Source organism: Phosphitispora sp. TUW77, assembly GCF_048453025.1.
Lineage (GTDB): Bacteria > Bacillota > Thermincolia > Thermincolales > UBA2595 > Phosphitispora.
Genome location: NZ_CP156677.1, coordinates 616763 through 631974, shown reverse-complemented (window position 1 = coordinate 631974; position 15212 = coordinate 616763). Strand labels below are relative to the sequence as shown.

The following is a 15212-nucleotide window of genomic DNA, read 5'->3' as shown; positions in this document are numbered from 1 at the left end:
ATCTGACGGTTTAGAAAAAAATAATGCCCTCGGAAGTTTTTTGACCTCCAAGGGCATCGTGCTTAATTAGGAATTTTCAATTTCTGTCCGGCATAGATGATATTTGTAGTTAGACCGTTGAATACTTTAATCTCCGTATACCTTTCACCATTGCCAAGCTTTTCTTTAGCAATCTTCCAAAGTGAGTCACCCTTAACTACGGTATATATTTCATAGGTCGGAGCAGATTTTCCTGAGTATATAATTTGTCCATCCTCATCAAAGACAGAGTATCCGGAGTTGGCATCTGCACAACGCTTGGCATTTTCCAACACCTTATATGCACCTTTTTGAGATTTGGCATCATCCCAGCTCTTTCTCACCCTATATAAAATATCTTTCGGTTTAGGGGATGAGTTAATGGGGTTCAGTGCACTCTTTACATCCGTCCGAAATGTGTCCATCGACTTGCCATGTTTAGGAAACCAGTGCATTACATCTGCATGATTACTGGCAATGCCCAGCTTGTGACCCTCACTGTGGCAGATGATGTTCTTTTCGGTTAAACCATAGAGCTTGCAAAGATGTACACAAAGTTCGACGGCCTCTCGGTACACCTTGCCAAAATAGGTGCTATCCGAAAGACCGTCCTCGCAAATCTCAAAGCCTATATGGGTGTCATTTGCTTTTCCTCCAGCGTGCCAACCGCGATGGTTCCACGGAAGAGTCTGGTATGTGGCGATTGTTCCATCCACAAGTTTGCCGATAAAGGCATGAACACATACTTGTCGACCACCCGGTTTATCTTGGTTCCAATGATTGTTGTATTGGTTCTTTCCGAGAAAACCGTCATCTGGGCCAATATAGCGTTTCAGCCATGGATTATTTGCCCCGGTAGAATGAACCATGATGCCTTTGGGAGTTATCGTTTTACCTGCTTTAAAGCAAGCATTATTCGTAAGTATTAACTTGCGTAAATTCATTATAATCACCTCCAATTATATGTTGGTTGTCGCAAGATTGACAGGGTATAAGTGGTAGGTAAACTTCAAATCACAAAAGGCACTCGCCGATGTGCCATCACTTCCCATGCTGATATACAGCCCATAACCAGAAGGTACTCGGCTTTGACGCGTTTGAATATCAATATGCAACCCAGCATTTGAACTATCAGCACCGATAGGCGTGCTGCGTGATATTCTGGTAAAGTTCACTTCATCGTTTGATATATATAGGTCTAGTTCTTTTTCACTTGTATCCGATTGACGGCAAAGAGTAACCAAATGACAATCATAAGCCGTGGGATAAAGTAATCCGCCCTGTCCGCCTATGACCACACTACCTATGGGCAATAATGTTTGCAAAGGTCCTCGAACACTATTAACACCGCCTGCTCCGGTAGCATTACCGCTAAGGACATATTTTAAATAGCTTGCTCTGGTGAATGCGTTGATAGTAGCTGATGCAGTAGAGGTAAGGTTCAATGGTGTTGTAGCATTTTCGGCCCTTTCCAATAAGAATAGGCTCTCACCGGAAGGAATGATAACATCACCAATGGAAAAAATCCGACTCGTCCAATAGGCTGTGCTTACCAGATTTGGTGTTGTTCCTACCCCATAAGCGATATTCGCTACATCTTGAATACCCCTTATAGCTTCTGCAAGTTTCTTGACAGAATTGCGAAGGGTGCCTTGGATTAACACTTGCACATTGTTTGCGGTCGGACTGCCCAAGGATGTAACAAATGTGTAGGTTACCGGGCCGAGGATAACGTTATTGCCACTATTTATGCCAGTAAATGTGATGGCCCCTCTTCGGCTTACCATATCTGGAGCAGTAGCCGTTTCTATGGGATGCAAATGGTTGAGAATAATTCCAGTCCTCATGTATAATGTGTCACGCATGTCTTCAATTAGATCGTGCGTGGTGTTTAGCAGATTGTAGTTATCATTTAACAGGCTATTTGTGGTGTTTAACAATTCATGGTTATCACCGACTAAGCCGTAGGTATCGTTCAACCGGTTGTGTGTGGTGTTTAGCAAATCATAGTTGTTATTTAGCAGGTTATAAATGAGATTTAACAGACTATTTATTTCTTCAATATCCAGTTCGGCTAAGGTAGAAAGCACCCGATTGAGCCATTCCTGGGCAGGGGGTTCGGGTGGTTCGACTATACCATCTGCGAGTGCCTCCTCGACAACGGTTAGTATTCGAACGCTTTTACCTACCACATCACCATGAGTAACTCTTATTTCCAGCTGACCGACACCGACGAGCTGTGTGTCCGTTGCACTGGGAGACCATGTTAGAACGTCATCAGCATAGGTAGTAACCACCGGATAAGCAATGCCATCTGGTCTTTTGTATATAGCATTAAGTGCTGCTCCCGGATAAGTGCCTTCCAATAAACTGGAAACGTCAAACTCAAGGTGACGAAAGTAGTGTTCCCCGCGTCGGCCAATGAACACGGTTGCTGCTTTTGTTAAATCAATCATATTCCATCACCTGTCTTAGGAGGCTCGTCATTACGCCCATGTAGCTGTTTTAGTACCTCTTTTAATTTTTCTGGGATGGGTAGTCCGATATGTCCGGCATTCTCTAAAATGGAAACACCTTCATTACTTAGATAGAAGAAGATTACTGCCGTGCGAAGTACACCACCACTTTCACCAGCGCTACCTATTATCTGTGTATCAAGAATATGAGCAACACCCACCATTACAAAGATAAGTACCTTTTTGAAAATCCCTTTAGCCCCAATTTCACTAGACAGCTTTTTATCAATAATTGCACATAGAACACCTGTCAGATAATCTATAACAACAAAAGCTATCAGTGCATAGAGAAAACCGTCATAGCCACCGAGAAACCATCCGAGAAATCCACCAACAGCTGCAAAGGCTAACTGTACCCAGTTCCATATTTCTTTCATTAAAAACACCTCCGTTAAGTTGAATTTGTGTATTGAAAAGCGCCCCTGCAAATCGCAAGAGCGCTGAATTGTATTTTATCAACCCTTATAACATCAGAAGAAGATTGTGTATTTGTTCCATGACATCTGCCTTTGGCCGCCCCATTCCAATAGGTAGCCATGTAAAGGCTGGTATGTCGAATGTCGTTGAAGAGTCAAAATCATTTATTACCACAATAGCAATATCAATAGCTTTACGAATTTCAGTAATGTGGGACGGCCAATTCTTGATAGTGGTCTTTCTCGCAATGATCTCCTCTTTCCAAGTTACGGGGGAAAGATTGTAATAGCTACGCACTCTATTTACAGCGGTTCTGAGCGTCTGAATATGTGTTGCCTTTACATGTGTCACATTAACAGTGATGGTTTCAAAAGGTAATTCCAATACCGTGAAGGTACGAACAACTTCTGTGCTTGCTGACTCGATATCACTATCAAGGCAACGGAAGGTAGCCGTATGATTTCCTACAGAAAGAGATTCCGCTTGGTAAACTGTCTTAATACCGTTACCGAGATAACCACTCGTGGAGAATCTCTCCGGATTATCCACACTGTTATGCCATGGACCAGAATCAATCTTGACCTCCACTATTTGTGTCTGACCATCTGGTTCTATGCCCGTTATAATCATAAAACGCGGTGTAGTGTTATAAGTAAACTTACCAGATATCGGGCAGAAGATTGTCGGTGAGGCAGGCGGACTATTTTTCTTTACTGTGCTGCTGACTACATAAGCAGAGACTGCATCCAATGTATCGGTTACACTGATACGATAACGAGTATACATACCAGCTATCTGTGAACCATTCACCTCGAGGATACCAGAAGTAGCGCTTGAAACGATAATAGTCAGTGCTTCATATGCCGACCAATTTACTCCGTCTGTCGATGTTGCCTGTTGAATAACATACTGCTTAATAGCACTGGTTCCAGGTATTGTTCCGCTCCATGAAAGTGCTATTTTTGTGACCTCATATATCGGAGGAGAAGCAGTAAAGGTTGTCGGTGGTATCGGCAATGTATTTCTACGGACATTGTTGCTAGATATCGTCCAGTCAGAATAGAAACTTTCTCCGGCTGTTCCTCGCGTTCTTACTCGGAATCGACGATAATTTCCGCGCGTAGTTGGTGGGCTGACGCTTAAGATGCTGCTTGTTGCAGAAGTGTTCACAATCGTCAGAGCCGTCCAAGCACCCCAGTTACTGTTATCTACTGAGTCACTATATTGTATCTCATAAGAAGTGATGGCATTACCTGCACCGTCAGATGCACCACTCCAGGAGAGCGAGACGTTTCCTTCAGCTAAAGTTGCACTTACTGAGCACGATGTCGGTGCTCCACAAGCCGTTATATTGCAATAGATACTGTTACTTATCTTCTCCACCGAGTAAACATCAAATGTGTCGATTGTCCAAATGCCAAATTGAGTATATGTTCCAGGTGTTCTCGATACAGTTGGATTATAGCTACCTCCACTTGCCGCTATAATCAGAGTGGTCAGCACATTCCATGTACTCCATGTGATATTATCCGTGGATGTACGACTGGCAATTTGGTATCCCTTTATTGGACTGGTACCGCTTGATGCACCACTCCAAGTCAGTGTAATAATCTCATCGCTATATGCTGCAGGAGATGCAACGGCTGTTGTAGCTGACTTAGGTGCTGTATTTCTTCGAACGGAGTTAGTTGATACTTTCCATCCGGAGTAATAACTCGCTCCTGCTGTACCACGAGTCCGTACCTGAAATCTTCGATAATTACCTCTAACGGTTGGCGGCGATGTTTCCACACTACCGCTTGTGGCCGTAGTGGTAACTGTGGTCAGTGCTGTCCATGCTCCCCATGTTAAGTTATCAGAGGAATCGCTGTATTGTATCTCATAACTCGAAATTGCGTTATTTATACCACCAGATGCTCCGCTCCATGAAAGGGTTACACTGCCTTCCGCGAGTGTAGAGCTTACAGAACAAGAAGTCGGTGCTCCGCAGGCTGTCGTTAGTAGTGGTGAACTCAGCACCGTGTAGCTTGAATTGTCAATCACACCTGAAGAGAGCGTAAGTCTCCCATCTGAGACTACTCGAAAGCGCACACCCTGAGCAGTATTACCAGTAGTTGAAGCACAGGTCACTGAAACGTACCTAAGTCTTGGTGTGGTTCCATCCCAGTTATCGCCGTCCTCTGCCTTTATTCGTACCTGCGAGGAAGAGCCATTTACGGTCATGGTACAAAGTAAAGCATAACCGTTGTGGATAAAAGACCCAGATGAACCCAATGCAGCGGATATAGTGAAGTTATAGGTCATCTGGCTATTATTAGGCCGGCTTTTAGTATAAGTAATCGTGTAATAAACGGTCGGGCTAGAACCCGCCTGCAGTGTTATGCCATTAATATCCGCCATCGAATTTCACCTCCTATTCATAGACTGCCGATACTAACGAATTCACCAAACCACAAAGATTGGTATTCATACGGGTATCCATGATGTTATTTGTAACTATCGATGTGGCTGCCGTCGGTACAAGCACGTCTGCGATTCCAAGTTCATAGATATCGCTGGTTCTTGTCAATTCAGGAGCCACTGGTGTTGCAGCAGGGGTTCCATCAACAACTGCAATCTTAATGCTTCGGTTGATTTGATTTAAACGAACCACAATCCGGTCAATACGAGGATTGCTTCCATTTGCCGTAGTAAGTGGCATATTCAGAGCATCCGTGTTTTCATATCTATATCCATTAATCCATGCACTTCCTGCTGCAACACTCACTGCTAATCCAATTGCAGGTGAAACCTGTAGGTTTGTTGGTGTAGCATAAAATACACCGTTTGATACAAGACTTCCGAAATATTGGGCGAAGTCTGTTGCATCATAGACTCTATCTCCATCAGATGAGTTGAAAAATCCGCTTTTTTCCATACTGCTCTCCTCCCTTTAAGCTCTCGCGTAAGAGCAAGATATAAGGTAAAAACCCGTAGGCAGTGTGGAAGAAGCCGCGTTTGCTACCACACCGCTTGTGTTAATTGTAATTGGCATACTTGTTCCGCTACCTCCCACAGTAGTTGCCACAGCACGTACCGTCGAGTAAGGGTAAAAATTCGCATTTGTTATTGTTAGAATCGTGCCGCCGGAAGCAACTCCCGAAGCACCCACATTAATCTGCATTCCGATTGAAACAACACCCTTATTTACAAATGACATATTAAAACCCATTGTCACACCACTTCCAAGTGAGTAGGTTATTGAGGTATCAGCTTCCTGGGCAATCTTTGCGGTAGTGACAGCACCATTCGCAATTCTCGTCCCTGATACTGGAGCGTTATAGACATTGTTAATGCTGGATGCAAAGGTGCTTCCTCGAACGGCAGCAGCTATATCAGTAAGTGCACCGAGCGGAAAGCTTAGCCAGTTCGCCTGCCCGGACGGGTTATTGAATACGAAAACAGAAATAACATAGAACGTCATAGTATCCCTACTGATAAAGAAACCCATCGCCCTTTGGTAACCGTTTCCTGTGTTGTCTCCATTATGCTTTATCAAAAAGATGTGTCCGTTCTCACTTGGCTGGTCGCTGAACTTGTTACCACTGTACGAAGTAAAGTAAAAGGCATCTCCAGGTACCATGTTGTGCAAAGCATATTGGCCGACCGATGTTGTACCCGCACCTACAAAATTCTCGAGTGCAGGTAGTTTTCCAAACAGATTGTTAATACTATCGGTAACGCTATCTCCTTGGATTTTAGGGTCTAATTCGTTTAAATGACCAAGAGTTTCTGTCACATTTCCTATTGCCTCAGCTACCTCAGAAATACCGGTTGGAGCAGATATTGCTGTTTTAACTTGGCTCATATCGGAACGAATTTTCTGTGCTATTGTCAATTCAGCTTTTCCAAATACTACGCTTACACTCTGGCCATTCGCATCATAAGTTTCTACTATTTCAGTGATACGTGTTGTCATTGATACACCCCATGCCTTGGAAATGACTTTGACAGTCTGCCCAAGATCATAGTCTGTCTTATATGACAAATTACCGTGAGGGTTAACGGAAGTATCGAACGAATAACGAATTGCCTGCTCATTCAGCTTACTTTGGCCTCGGAAAATCAGAGTATCAATGTAATCTGCTCCGAAATCATCCTTCCGCAGGTCTTTTGCATCTATAAAGATTTCATGCCGTGCCTCTCCAGAACCACTTGCAATGGCTACAAATGTCCGGTCTGCACCTTCACCTTCGCCGCCGACAAGTGCGGTATTAGCATAATCAGCAGCACTTATAGTGTAAATTTGTTCAGTTAGGTTCTCGTACTCCTTTGAGAACACTGCCTGTGACTCTAGCCCCATATATAACATTACGGTTAAAATTCCATTTGAAGGTGTAAATACGGTCTTAATTCCAACCTCTGAAACCTCACATAATTCTGTTATCACATCCATCAAGTTCCGATACGATACCTGTGTGCTGATGGGCACATTTAAGTTCGGAGATAAAAATGATATCCCACTAATTTTCCTTGCTGTATCAGTAGGATTGATAAGATTATTATTAATCAGTTGCTCCACGCAAATTGAAATGTCTCCGGACAGTTTCTCCGTTTGCCATACAATACGTCGGGCAAGAAATGATGTAGCAAATCGTCCGCTTGCAGTGATGATTTCCTGCTCAGTTTGAGACAATTCCAGATGCTCAATAATCCCAGCTTCCTCATCATCGTTCTTCCAAATGATGTTTCCTTCTTTTAAGAGTGCTGTATTCTCCTGTGTTGCTATGGCTTTTAACTCAAATGAGCCACACTGTGAGTACCGCCTGGTCCATCGTAGGTATTCGAAGGATTCCACGATACCCGCAAGCTCCCGATTTGAATTGTAGATATATAACTCCATCTTTACACCCCCAGAAACTGCGGACGAAAATAAATACTAACCTCCAACAGATCCATATTGACTGAAGCATCGTAGCGCAGTGTGTTAAGACCTGCGGAAAGCTGAAAGAACACCGAATTGGTATCTAATAATGAAAAAGCATTTGTAATCGAAGACCCCTCCACTCTTGTTACACGCTTTCCAGCAAAATGAGTATATACACGAAGTTCATCTCCGGCATCCATTGTCGTGAGAAGTCGAATGTATTCACCAGTATCTATCTTTAGGAGTTCAGGGTTTGTGACCGTACCCAGCGCTCGAAATACAATTTCACATCCGCAGGACACATCACCGATATTTTCCACCGTAATAATTTGACTTGGCTGACGCATTCCAAATTCCATACCACTCATAGGTATCTCCAGTTGGAATTCAAGTAGAGGTATCCATGATGCCAGTTCCTCTCTTACCTCATCCAATGTCTCGAAGAAAGGGGAGGGGCAAAGTAGGCTTACAAAGAAATTCGGTATCCTTTGTCGAGTAGAAACACTAAACCCTGCCTCCTCAACCACACAAGCAATTTGCCGACCTCGATATTGAAGCGTCCCGAGTAGTTTTGGACTAAATATCTGAAGGAACCGCTGCCTATGCACATAAGCATCACCAGGATTATCTGCAACTACTGTTCCTTCAATCGTGATGTTCCTCATATCTAAAGTAGAAGAAATATAAAAAGCGCCATCCTGGTCTGGCGCTTTGAAGGTGTTAACGGTCTGACTTACGTTGCCTGTGCCATCAATCTTGGTAATAAAATACGGGCGGCTTTGTTTGAGTGTGATACTCCTGCCATTTGCATTAATATAAGTAAGTTCCATAGTCAGACCTCCTTTAATATTCAAGTGCCAGCTTGCGGGAGAGATTTTTAAACTCCCTTGCCAGTTCTTTTTCAGACAGAGCCTTTGGTGTCACCACTGAGAGATTTTGCGTGATGCTTGTGCCTGTAGCACTGCCTTGTCCTAATGAACCTCTGTAATTCAAATCGAAGTTTGTGGGTACTGCATTTTGCATATCCCGTGTAACTGCCGTCATTGCATCCTCAAAACCTACACCGATACCTTCGCCCATGTTGCGGCCAATTCCAGCAAATAGAGTTGAGGGAGAATTGATACCGAAGAAGTTCTTAATCTTCGATACCACATTACCGAAAAATCCTGAAATCTTATTCCATAGCCAAGCACCTGCGTCTGAAATACCATTCCACAACCCTTTAATCAAATTGCTGCCCACTTGAGCCATTTGGCTTATATAACTGGTGAAGGCTCTAACCAGCCCTGAGATGATCTGCGGAACTGCCTTAACAACCTCCACAATTATCCTTGGCAGGTTTGCAATTAGTGCCACAAACAGCTGAACACCTGCTAATATGATTTTGTCGATGTTGCCAATAATGGCATTTACCAGGGAGGTTATAATCTTTGGAATTGCGGCTACAACAGTAGTAATAATCTGAGGAAGTGCCTGAATGAGCGATATCAAAAGTCGGATGCCTGCATCAATAATCATGGGAATCGATCCAATGACCGCACTGATAATACTGTCGATAATTTGCGGGATTGCTTCCACAACTGCCGTAATGATGGTAGGAAGTGCTGTCACCAGTGAAGTCAGCAATTGAATACCCGCATCGATAATCTCTGGAATGGATTCAATCAAAAAATCCACCAGTGCTTCGATGATGGTAGGCAAGGCAGAAACAAGCTGAGTATTGCGTCAACCAATCCCTGCGCCAATCCTATAATCAACTGCAAAGCCGCATCCAACAGCATTGGCAGGTTCTCAATCAATCCCTGTACAATCTTTGTGACTGCCGAAACGGCTGCGGGTATGAGCTTAGGTAAAGCAATGCCAATACCCTCCACAAGCGCGGTAACCAGTTCTATTGCTGCATTTATAAGCAATGGAAGATTATCAATCAGCGCTCCGACAATTGTCATTAGAGCACTAACCGCCGCCGGGATAAGTTCAGGTAAAAGGTTCAAAATAGCCTCCAGTACCTGCTTGAATATATTTGTCACTAATTCAAGAAGCATTGGAAGCAAGTCTGCCACCGCTGCTAAAATTGCGCCGGTCGCTGTCGGTAGTGCTGCTACTATATTCTCTAAAACCGGTACGATATTAGTGACAACCGCTTGGAAAGCATCAACAAGATTCTCTGTCAGATTTGTCATATCCGCATTGGCATTACCAAGTCCTGCTGTAAAAGAGCCAACCGCAGCTTGTAACAATCCAATCGAACCAGAAATGGTCTGAGTTGATTCTTTTGCAAAGTTGCCAGCATACTGCTCGGTGTTCTCGAAAAACATCTGCATTGCAACTTCGGCTTTTTCCGCTTGTGTAGCGGTATTCCAGGTGAAATCCAGACCCTTTGCGAGAGCGTAGGCTTGGATGTTGGTAGCGTTCATAGCAACACCGAGGTTATCCATCATGGTGAAGTTGCCCTTTGCAGCACCTGTGACAGCCTCCATCGCAGTAGACATATCTATTCCCATAACGGATGCCATGTCTGCTGCACGTTGCATGGCTTTTTCGGTAAGTTCAAGGCTTTTCTGTTGCTGTATACCTGAACCTTGGAACAACGCACCCATTTTGTTGGCAGTAGCGAGATACTCGCTTTGGGAGACTCCGAGATTTTTATAGGCCTCTTCACCAGTTTTCTGAATCGACGCAGCGTATGCACCGAAAACCGCCTCTGAGCCACCAAGGTTCTGTTCCAACTCTCCAAAATGTTGAACAACCTCTTTGCCTAACTTTATAGCAGCGGCTCCAGCAGCAACGGCAACAGCACCCATCGCCACACCAATGCCCTTGAGTACACCTCCGAGTTTTTCAAACCTGCCACCAGCATCTTCGGCACTTTTACCGGAATCGTCCAATTCATCGCCGAGATTATCTGCCTCCACTGCTGACTGCTCAAGTTCACGTTCCATGCCATTAAGTTCCGCTTGTGCCTTGTTCAGCTGAATCTGCCAGTTTTGAGTGCGGCGGTCATTTTCACCAAAAGAGGAGGAGGCATTGTCAAGAGCAGCCTTGAGTGTGGAAATCTTCTCTTTCTGTGCGTCGATTTCTTTATTCAGAACTGCATTTCGAGCGGTAATTGATTGTATGGATTTATCGTTTTTATCAAACTGACTGGTTACAAGGGTCATTTCACTGCCCAGTACCTTAAAGGACTGATTGATTTCGGAAAGAGCTTTCTTAAATTCACGCTCGCCCTCGACACCTATTTTTAAACCAAAATTGTCTGCCATGCCTTCACCTCCTCCTAAATACCTGGCGGGATAATATCGTCAATAGTCCGGGTTTTCTTCGGCTTTTCAATTCCATGCCATTGTTTATGGCAGGCCCATAAATCAAAAAACAGTCCGATAGGCATAAGCCAGAAATCCTCTGCATCCATGCCCATCTGAACTGTTCCATAGTAAAAAAGCCGGGTAAAGACTTCTGAGTCCGTTACCCGACTTCCACGTTTTTTGGAGTTTCTTCCTCACTTTCAACGTCGCGCTTTGTACCTTTAAACATTGCTTCGGTAATTGCATTTTTATATGCAGCCAAGTCAAGAGGTGAAGTGAGAAGTTCTACCTCTTCCTCGGTAAGCAATTCCCCAGGTGCGTTCTTATTCTTAAGGTTGCGAATCAAAATGGATTGATTTGCAAGTAGCGTGATTAGCCAAACAATCTCGTCCAGTGCCATCTCGAAGTTCTCTGACTTCATCAGTTTTTCTCCAAGGTTTTCAAGACCACCATATCGACTGGCAATCGCTTTTGTCGCACGTGTGGTTAGAACAAGTTCATACTCTTTGCCGCCAATGTTGATAGCGGAGCTTCTCTCATTATCCATCTTCTTTCCTCCTATGGTTCCGGTGTGTAGACCGGCTCATAAACTTCAGTAAACCAACCGGTGATAGTGGTCGATGAAACACCGGGATCACCTTCTGTGACCTCCGCTTTCCAAGGGTGCTTACCCATGCCATCCAGCTTATTTCTGCGCATAACGGTTCCTTCAATAGTAGGTGTTGAAAAGGTAATAGAGTCAGCTTTTGTCTGTAGGTTCGTTGCGGGTAGTCCGAATTTTACGCGGTACAGCCAAAAATATCGATATGTTCCGTTTGCCTTCTGTGCACGAAAGCCTACCGCAACAGGTGTACCCACATTCTCGCTTGCAGAGATCAGCACACCGTTGTCATCGCTTGATGCACCTGTTAAATCCGCAGCTACTGTCGGGCCAATGTCATCCACGCCGAGGGTTAGTGTGCCGCTGTTAAAATCCTTCACAACTTCTGCAGCACCGTCATCCGCGTACAGAATTGCTTCCACCAGCTCTACTGAGAGCTCGGCGGTGATGGCTTTTGCGAGCACCGAAGGCACGGCGTATGTTTCTTCACCGTTAACATCTTCAGTTATTTTTGAGTAGTACAGTCTATCTAGACCAATAGTTGCCATGTGTTATTCCTCCAATCTATAGTTTTTCGCCACATCAATGGCGTAATGATGATATCCGGTATCGTCCTCGTGACCGATATACCGACGCTCAGTCACTGTAAAATCTGCATTCAATAAAGTCTGTGTGAGCTGCCTTTTCCGCTCCAAGTAATTATTCTTTGAGAACAGCGATATGCGTGCCTCTTGCACATCAAACCCAGGGCGATTATCTGCATGGACTTCAAAGATATCTGAAAGTGGGATTATCACGGCATACTCATCCGGTGCCAAATCGGAAAAAACTCCGGTTTCCACGGGGAGCGATATAGCGGTTATGAGGGTATTCAGTTCTTCTAAAATATTCATATCTTACTGATCTCCTCCTCCAGCTTGGCTATCATTGCATTGGTACAAGATTTCCTAGATGCAGTTCTCGCCGGTTTCAAGAAAGGTTTTGCAGGCTGGCCATGCTTTCCATATTCAATGATGCCGGCAATTTTAGCATTGCTCTCTCCATCAGACCGTGGCTCCGCAAAGCCGACTTTCACATTGAAGTTACCGTCTCTATCCTGCTTTGCGTCTGAGAGTCCTAATGAAGATATAAGCTCACCAGTACTTCTGGATGGGTATTTCGTATCCTTACCAACCACATCGTTCAGGTTTCCTTTGACTTTATCCAACACAACCTCACCACCGGCTTCCAATACCTTAGGAAGAATTACATCCGTCTGGTCAGCTAACCGGGATACCTTTAAAAGAAATTCCTCCGGCATCTTTATATTAACTTTTGCCACATCCATCACCTCACAGTTGATGATTCCAGTTTTTCTGCCAAAACCTCAATATACATTCCACGCCCTCTTACATCTTCAACACTTAAAATCTGGTATCTTCCATCTTCGCATACTATGACCATTTCGGTTGTAACCTTAAGTCCGGAGATTTTCCTAAACCGAAACAGTGATGTTGCAGTGGAAAATGAGGCCATATTCGTCCATCGTTCACTGCCGTGTCTATCTTCCTTGTAGGCTCTTAAGCTTGCGAGTATGTTATCACCTTTTTTAGCAAACCCTTCCGCATCCTTGACAGGTACTGTGCTGATGATATCGATGAAAGTATTCATTTTTCCAAAACTCATGTCACACCTTCCAATCCCGGTCAAGCCGTAGAAGTAGGTTCACCGTGTTCCATACCTGCTGACCAGCCTGCACACTATCGGCAAAGAAACCAGCCGTTGAGCCATCTCTGCTTTCATAGAAATGGCTCACCAGCATGATTACTGCCTGTTCCGTAGTAGGAGGCATTGGATTTTCCGTGTAATAGCCTTCAGCGACATGTTGGTAACTCTCCGCATAGGAGACAGCAGCTTTGATGTAATGTAGCAGAAGGCCATCGTCTGCATCATGTGATAATATCAAGTTTGCTTTTACTTTTGGGAGAAGATTATCTGTTGTCATGCTGACTGCCTCCTTCCGATGCTTATTCGTCTGCCGCCATCAAACCAGCCGCTTTTAGCTTGGCAAGCAGAGCATTGAAATCTGTGACAAGACCTGCTACATCTGTAGCAGTGCTATCTGCTTGATTCTCTGCAATAGGAAGCCCCGTCACCGAGGCTCCCTGTTTAATCTCTAAAGTACCACCGATGACGGTTTTATCGCCGCCCTGTTCGGTGTAATTCTTTGTGCTGTAGCTCATAATGTACCTCCGTTATGCCTTCTGCTGAAGAACCTTAATGGCTTCAGGCAGAATCAGTTTTCCGTCTACACGCTGAGTAGCTACAAAGCCTACCTGGCCAGTAACAGCAAAGAGTTCATTTAGTCTTTTAAATACTCTACCTTGACGGTCGGCTACCCAGTAATAGCTGAAATCACCGAATGCTATTGTCTTCGCTCCAGCTGCAATAGCAGGCACATAGGAAGATGTAAAAAGCGGACGGTTAAGAATAGTATCCGGAGTTCCAGCCTGGATAGATGGCTGCCATAGGTACTGACCTTGACCGTCTTTTAGCTTACGAATTGCCTTTACTGTAGAATCGTTCATGATAAATACAGACTTATTACGATAAGGTGCTTTTAGTGAATAGAAAAGGTCAAGCACTTCATCGAGAGTGATAGCTGTTGCACCCGCAGTAGTTACACCGAGTTGTGCTCCTCCTGTGGCTGCCAGGATACCGGTCGGTTTACCAGAGCCATCGCCAATGAAGAAAGCCTCCTCTTCCTTGTTACCGATACGTCTTGCAAATTCCCTTGAAATATAAGGTTCAAGCTGAAATACACTATCGTTTAGAAGTTCCTCAGAAACCTTAATCATCGTACCCAGCTTATAGGCTCCAATAGATACTTGACCGAAACTATCGTCACTTTCTGGAATTGTACCTTCCTCATCAATCCATGAGGCTGTGCCCTTGGATGCAACCACCGGAATTTTTCTATCGCCGGAAGCGGTTGTGATAACTTTAGCCAGTCTACGGAAGATGTTCTCATCCTCTAAAGCCTCGACAAGAGTTCTCTCGAATTCGTCAGGAACTAAGTATCCACCTTCCGAATCTGTGCCGATTTTAAGAGCATTTTTTACGGTGGGATCAAGGCCCTCACCAGCACGTGTACGCATAGCATTCCAGAATGCTTTCCTGTATTCATCGGTTGCTCTGCCGGTTTTGCCTTCCAGTTTGGGATTAGCTGGCTTGCCTGTCAATGGATTAGCCATAGGAGCGTTAAGTTCCGCATCCAATATAGCTTGTTTTTCCAAACGGTCTATTTCCTTACCAAGGGCAATTACATCGGCTTCCATTTTGTTGTAAGTTGCCTCATCCTCAGCAGAAATTAAACCATCTGTGCCACGCTTGGTATCTAAGAACGCTTTGGTAGCGTCCCATGCTTTGGCGCGTTTCTCGCGCAGTTCTAAAATCTTGTTCATAATCTC

16 protein-coding genes and 1 pseudogene are annotated in these 15212 nt (G+C 44.4%); all 17 read right to left on the bottom strand.

What is annotated here, in order from left to right; genetic code table 11:
* Positions 1 to 62: 62 nt before the first annotated feature.
* The 17 genes and pseudogenes from ABFY19_RS03020 to ABFY19_RS02940 all read right to left on the bottom strand — a co-directional run bounded on the left by ABFY19_RS03020 (position 63) and on the right by ABFY19_RS02940 (position 15206).
* Complete coding sequence (locus ABFY19_RS03020) at positions 63 to 962, bottom strand: N-acetylmuramoyl-L-alanine amidase (protein WP_418791773.1); 900 nt, start codon at positions 960 to 962, stop codon at positions 63 to 65.
* A 15-nt stretch (positions 963 to 977) separates the two neighbouring features.
* Entirely contained in the window at positions 978 to 2474 is a 1497-nt protein-coding gene (locus tag ABFY19_RS03015; RefSeq protein ID WP_418791772.1) for a hypothetical protein, read from the bottom strand.
* Positions 2471 to 2911: a phage holin family protein gene (locus tag ABFY19_RS03010; protein ID WP_353852799.1), complete on the bottom strand. Its 441-nt coding sequence runs from the start codon at positions 2909 to 2911 to the stop codon at positions 2471 to 2473. Before ABFY19_RS03010 ends, ABFY19_RS03015 begins: the two co-directional genes overlap by 4 nt.
* 85 nt (positions 2912 to 2996) lie before the next feature.
* A complete protein-coding gene (locus ABFY19_RS03005) occupies positions 2997 to 5351 on the bottom strand; it encodes a hypothetical protein (RefSeq protein WP_418791771.1) in 2355 nt (784 codons plus the stop codon).
* Between the two features lie 13 nt (positions 5352 to 5364).
* Positions 5365 to 5868, bottom strand: a complete 504-nt coding sequence (locus ABFY19_RS03000) for a hypothetical protein (RefSeq protein ID WP_418791770.1) — start codon at positions 5866 to 5868, stop codon at positions 5365 to 5367.
* A gap of 15 nt (positions 5869 to 5883) precedes the next feature.
* Positions 5884 to 7833, bottom strand: a complete 1950-nt coding sequence (locus ABFY19_RS02995) for a Gp37-like protein (protein WP_418791769.1) — start codon at positions 7831 to 7833, stop codon at positions 5884 to 5886.
* Between the two features lie 2 nt (positions 7834 to 7835).
* A complete protein-coding gene (locus tag ABFY19_RS02990) occupies positions 7836 to 8687 on the bottom strand; it encodes a phage tail family protein (protein WP_418791768.1) in 852 nt (283 codons plus the stop codon).
* A 13-nt stretch (positions 8688 to 8700) separates the two neighbouring features.
* Positions 8701 to 11120, bottom strand: a pseudogene (locus ABFY19_RS02985) (phage tail protein).
* Positions 11121 to 11134: 14 nt separating this feature from the next.
* The gene (locus tag ABFY19_RS02980; RefSeq protein ID WP_014315060.1) at positions 11135 to 11275 is read right to left on the bottom strand and encodes a hypothetical protein; all 141 of its coding nucleotides are present in this window, start codon (positions 11273 to 11275) and stop codon (positions 11135 to 11137) included.
* A gap of 47 nt (positions 11276 to 11322) precedes the next feature.
* Positions 11323 to 11709 (bottom strand): hypothetical protein, encoded by a 387-nt coding sequence (locus ABFY19_RS02975; protein ID WP_418791767.1) that lies wholly within the window; start codon positions 11707 to 11709, stop codon positions 11323 to 11325.
* 11 nt (positions 11710 to 11720) lie between these two features.
* On the bottom strand, positions 11721 to 12311 hold the full coding sequence (locus tag ABFY19_RS02970) for a major tail protein (protein WP_418791765.1): 591 nt from the start codon (positions 12309 to 12311) through the stop codon (positions 11721 to 11723).
* A 3-nt stretch (positions 12312 to 12314) separates the two neighbouring features.
* Entirely contained in the window at positions 12315 to 12656 is a 342-nt protein-coding gene (locus ABFY19_RS02965; protein ID WP_313164327.1) for a hypothetical protein, read from the bottom strand.
* Entirely contained in the window at positions 12653 to 13084 is a 432-nt protein-coding gene (locus ABFY19_RS02960) for an HK97 gp10 family phage protein (RefSeq protein WP_041700509.1), read from the bottom strand. The genes ABFY19_RS02965 and ABFY19_RS02960 overlap by 4 nt, the downstream gene beginning before the upstream one ends.
* Before the next feature lie 5 nt (positions 13085 to 13089).
* The gene (locus tag ABFY19_RS02955) at positions 13090 to 13428 is read right to left on the bottom strand and encodes a head-tail adaptor protein (protein WP_014315065.1); all 339 of its coding nucleotides are present in this window, start codon (positions 13426 to 13428) and stop codon (positions 13090 to 13092) included.
* A 1-nt stretch (position 13429) separates the two neighbouring features.
* On the bottom strand, positions 13430 to 13747 hold the full coding sequence (locus ABFY19_RS02950; protein ID WP_418791764.1) for a head-tail connector protein: 318 nt from the start codon (positions 13745 to 13747) through the stop codon (positions 13430 to 13432).
* Positions 13748 to 13769: 22 nt separating this feature from the next.
* On the bottom strand, positions 13770 to 13985 hold the full coding sequence (locus ABFY19_RS02945; protein ID WP_418791763.1) for a head fiber protein: 216 nt from the start codon (positions 13983 to 13985) through the stop codon (positions 13770 to 13772).
* Positions 13986 to 13997: 12 nt separating this feature from the next.
* Complete coding sequence (locus ABFY19_RS02940) at positions 13998 to 15206, bottom strand: phage major capsid protein (RefSeq protein WP_418791762.1); 1209 nt, start codon at positions 15204 to 15206, stop codon at positions 13998 to 14000.
* Positions 15207 to 15212 lie beyond the last annotated feature (6 nt).

Bases quoted from the DNA above. Each gene is read 5' to 3' on its own strand.
- ABFY19_RS03020 (WP_418791773.1), bottom strand. From the start codon at position 962: ATGAATTTACGCAAGTTAATACTTACGAATAATGCTTGCTTTAAAGCA.
- ABFY19_RS03015 (WP_418791772.1), bottom strand. From the start codon at position 2,474: ATGATTGATTTAACAAAAGCAGCAACCGTGTTCATTGGCCGACGCGGG.
- ABFY19_RS03010 (WP_353852799.1), bottom strand. From the start codon at position 2,911: ATGAAAGAAATATGGAACTGGGTACAGTTAGCCTTTGCAGCTGTTGGT.
- ABFY19_RS03005 (WP_418791771.1), bottom strand. From the start codon at position 5,351: ATGGCGGATATTAATGGCATAACACTGCAGGCGGGTTCTAGCCCGACC.
- ABFY19_RS03000 (WP_418791770.1), bottom strand. From the start codon at position 5,868: ATGGAAAAAAGCGGATTTTTCAACTCATCTGATGGAGATAGAGTCTAT.
- ABFY19_RS02995 (WP_418791769.1), bottom strand. From the start codon at position 7,833: ATGGAGTTATATATCTACAATTCAAATCGGGAGCTTGCGGGTATCGTG.
- ABFY19_RS02990 (WP_418791768.1), bottom strand. From the start codon at position 8,687: ATGGAACTTACTTATATTAATGCAAATGGCAGGAGTATCACACTCAAA.
- ABFY19_RS02980 (WP_014315060.1), bottom strand. From the start codon at position 11,275: ATGGGCATGGATGCAGAGGATTTCTGGCTTATGCCTATCGGACTGTTT.
- ABFY19_RS02975 (WP_418791767.1), bottom strand. From the start codon at position 11,709: ATGGATAATGAGAGAAGCTCCGCTATCAACATTGGCGGCAAAGAGTAT.
- ABFY19_RS02970 (WP_418791765.1), bottom strand. From the start codon at position 12,311: ATGGCAACTATTGGTCTAGATAGACTGTACTACTCAAAAATAACTGAA.
- ABFY19_RS02965 (WP_313164327.1), bottom strand. From the start codon at position 12,656: ATGAATATTTTAGAAGAACTGAATACCCTCATAACCGCTATATCGCTC.
- ABFY19_RS02955 (WP_014315065.1), bottom strand. From the start codon at position 13,428: ATGAGTTTTGGAAAAATGAATACTTTCATCGATATCATCAGCACAGTA.
- ABFY19_RS02950 (WP_418791764.1), bottom strand. From the start codon at position 13,747: ATGACAACAGATAATCTTCTCCCAAAAGTAAAAGCAAACTTGATATTA.
- ABFY19_RS02945 (WP_418791763.1), bottom strand. From the start codon at position 13,985: ATGAGCTACAGCACAAAGAATTACACCGAACAGGGCGGCGATAAAACC.
- ABFY19_RS02940 (WP_418791762.1), bottom strand. From the start codon at position 15,206: ATGAACAAGATTTTAGAACTGCGCGAGAAACGCGCCAAAGCATGGGAC.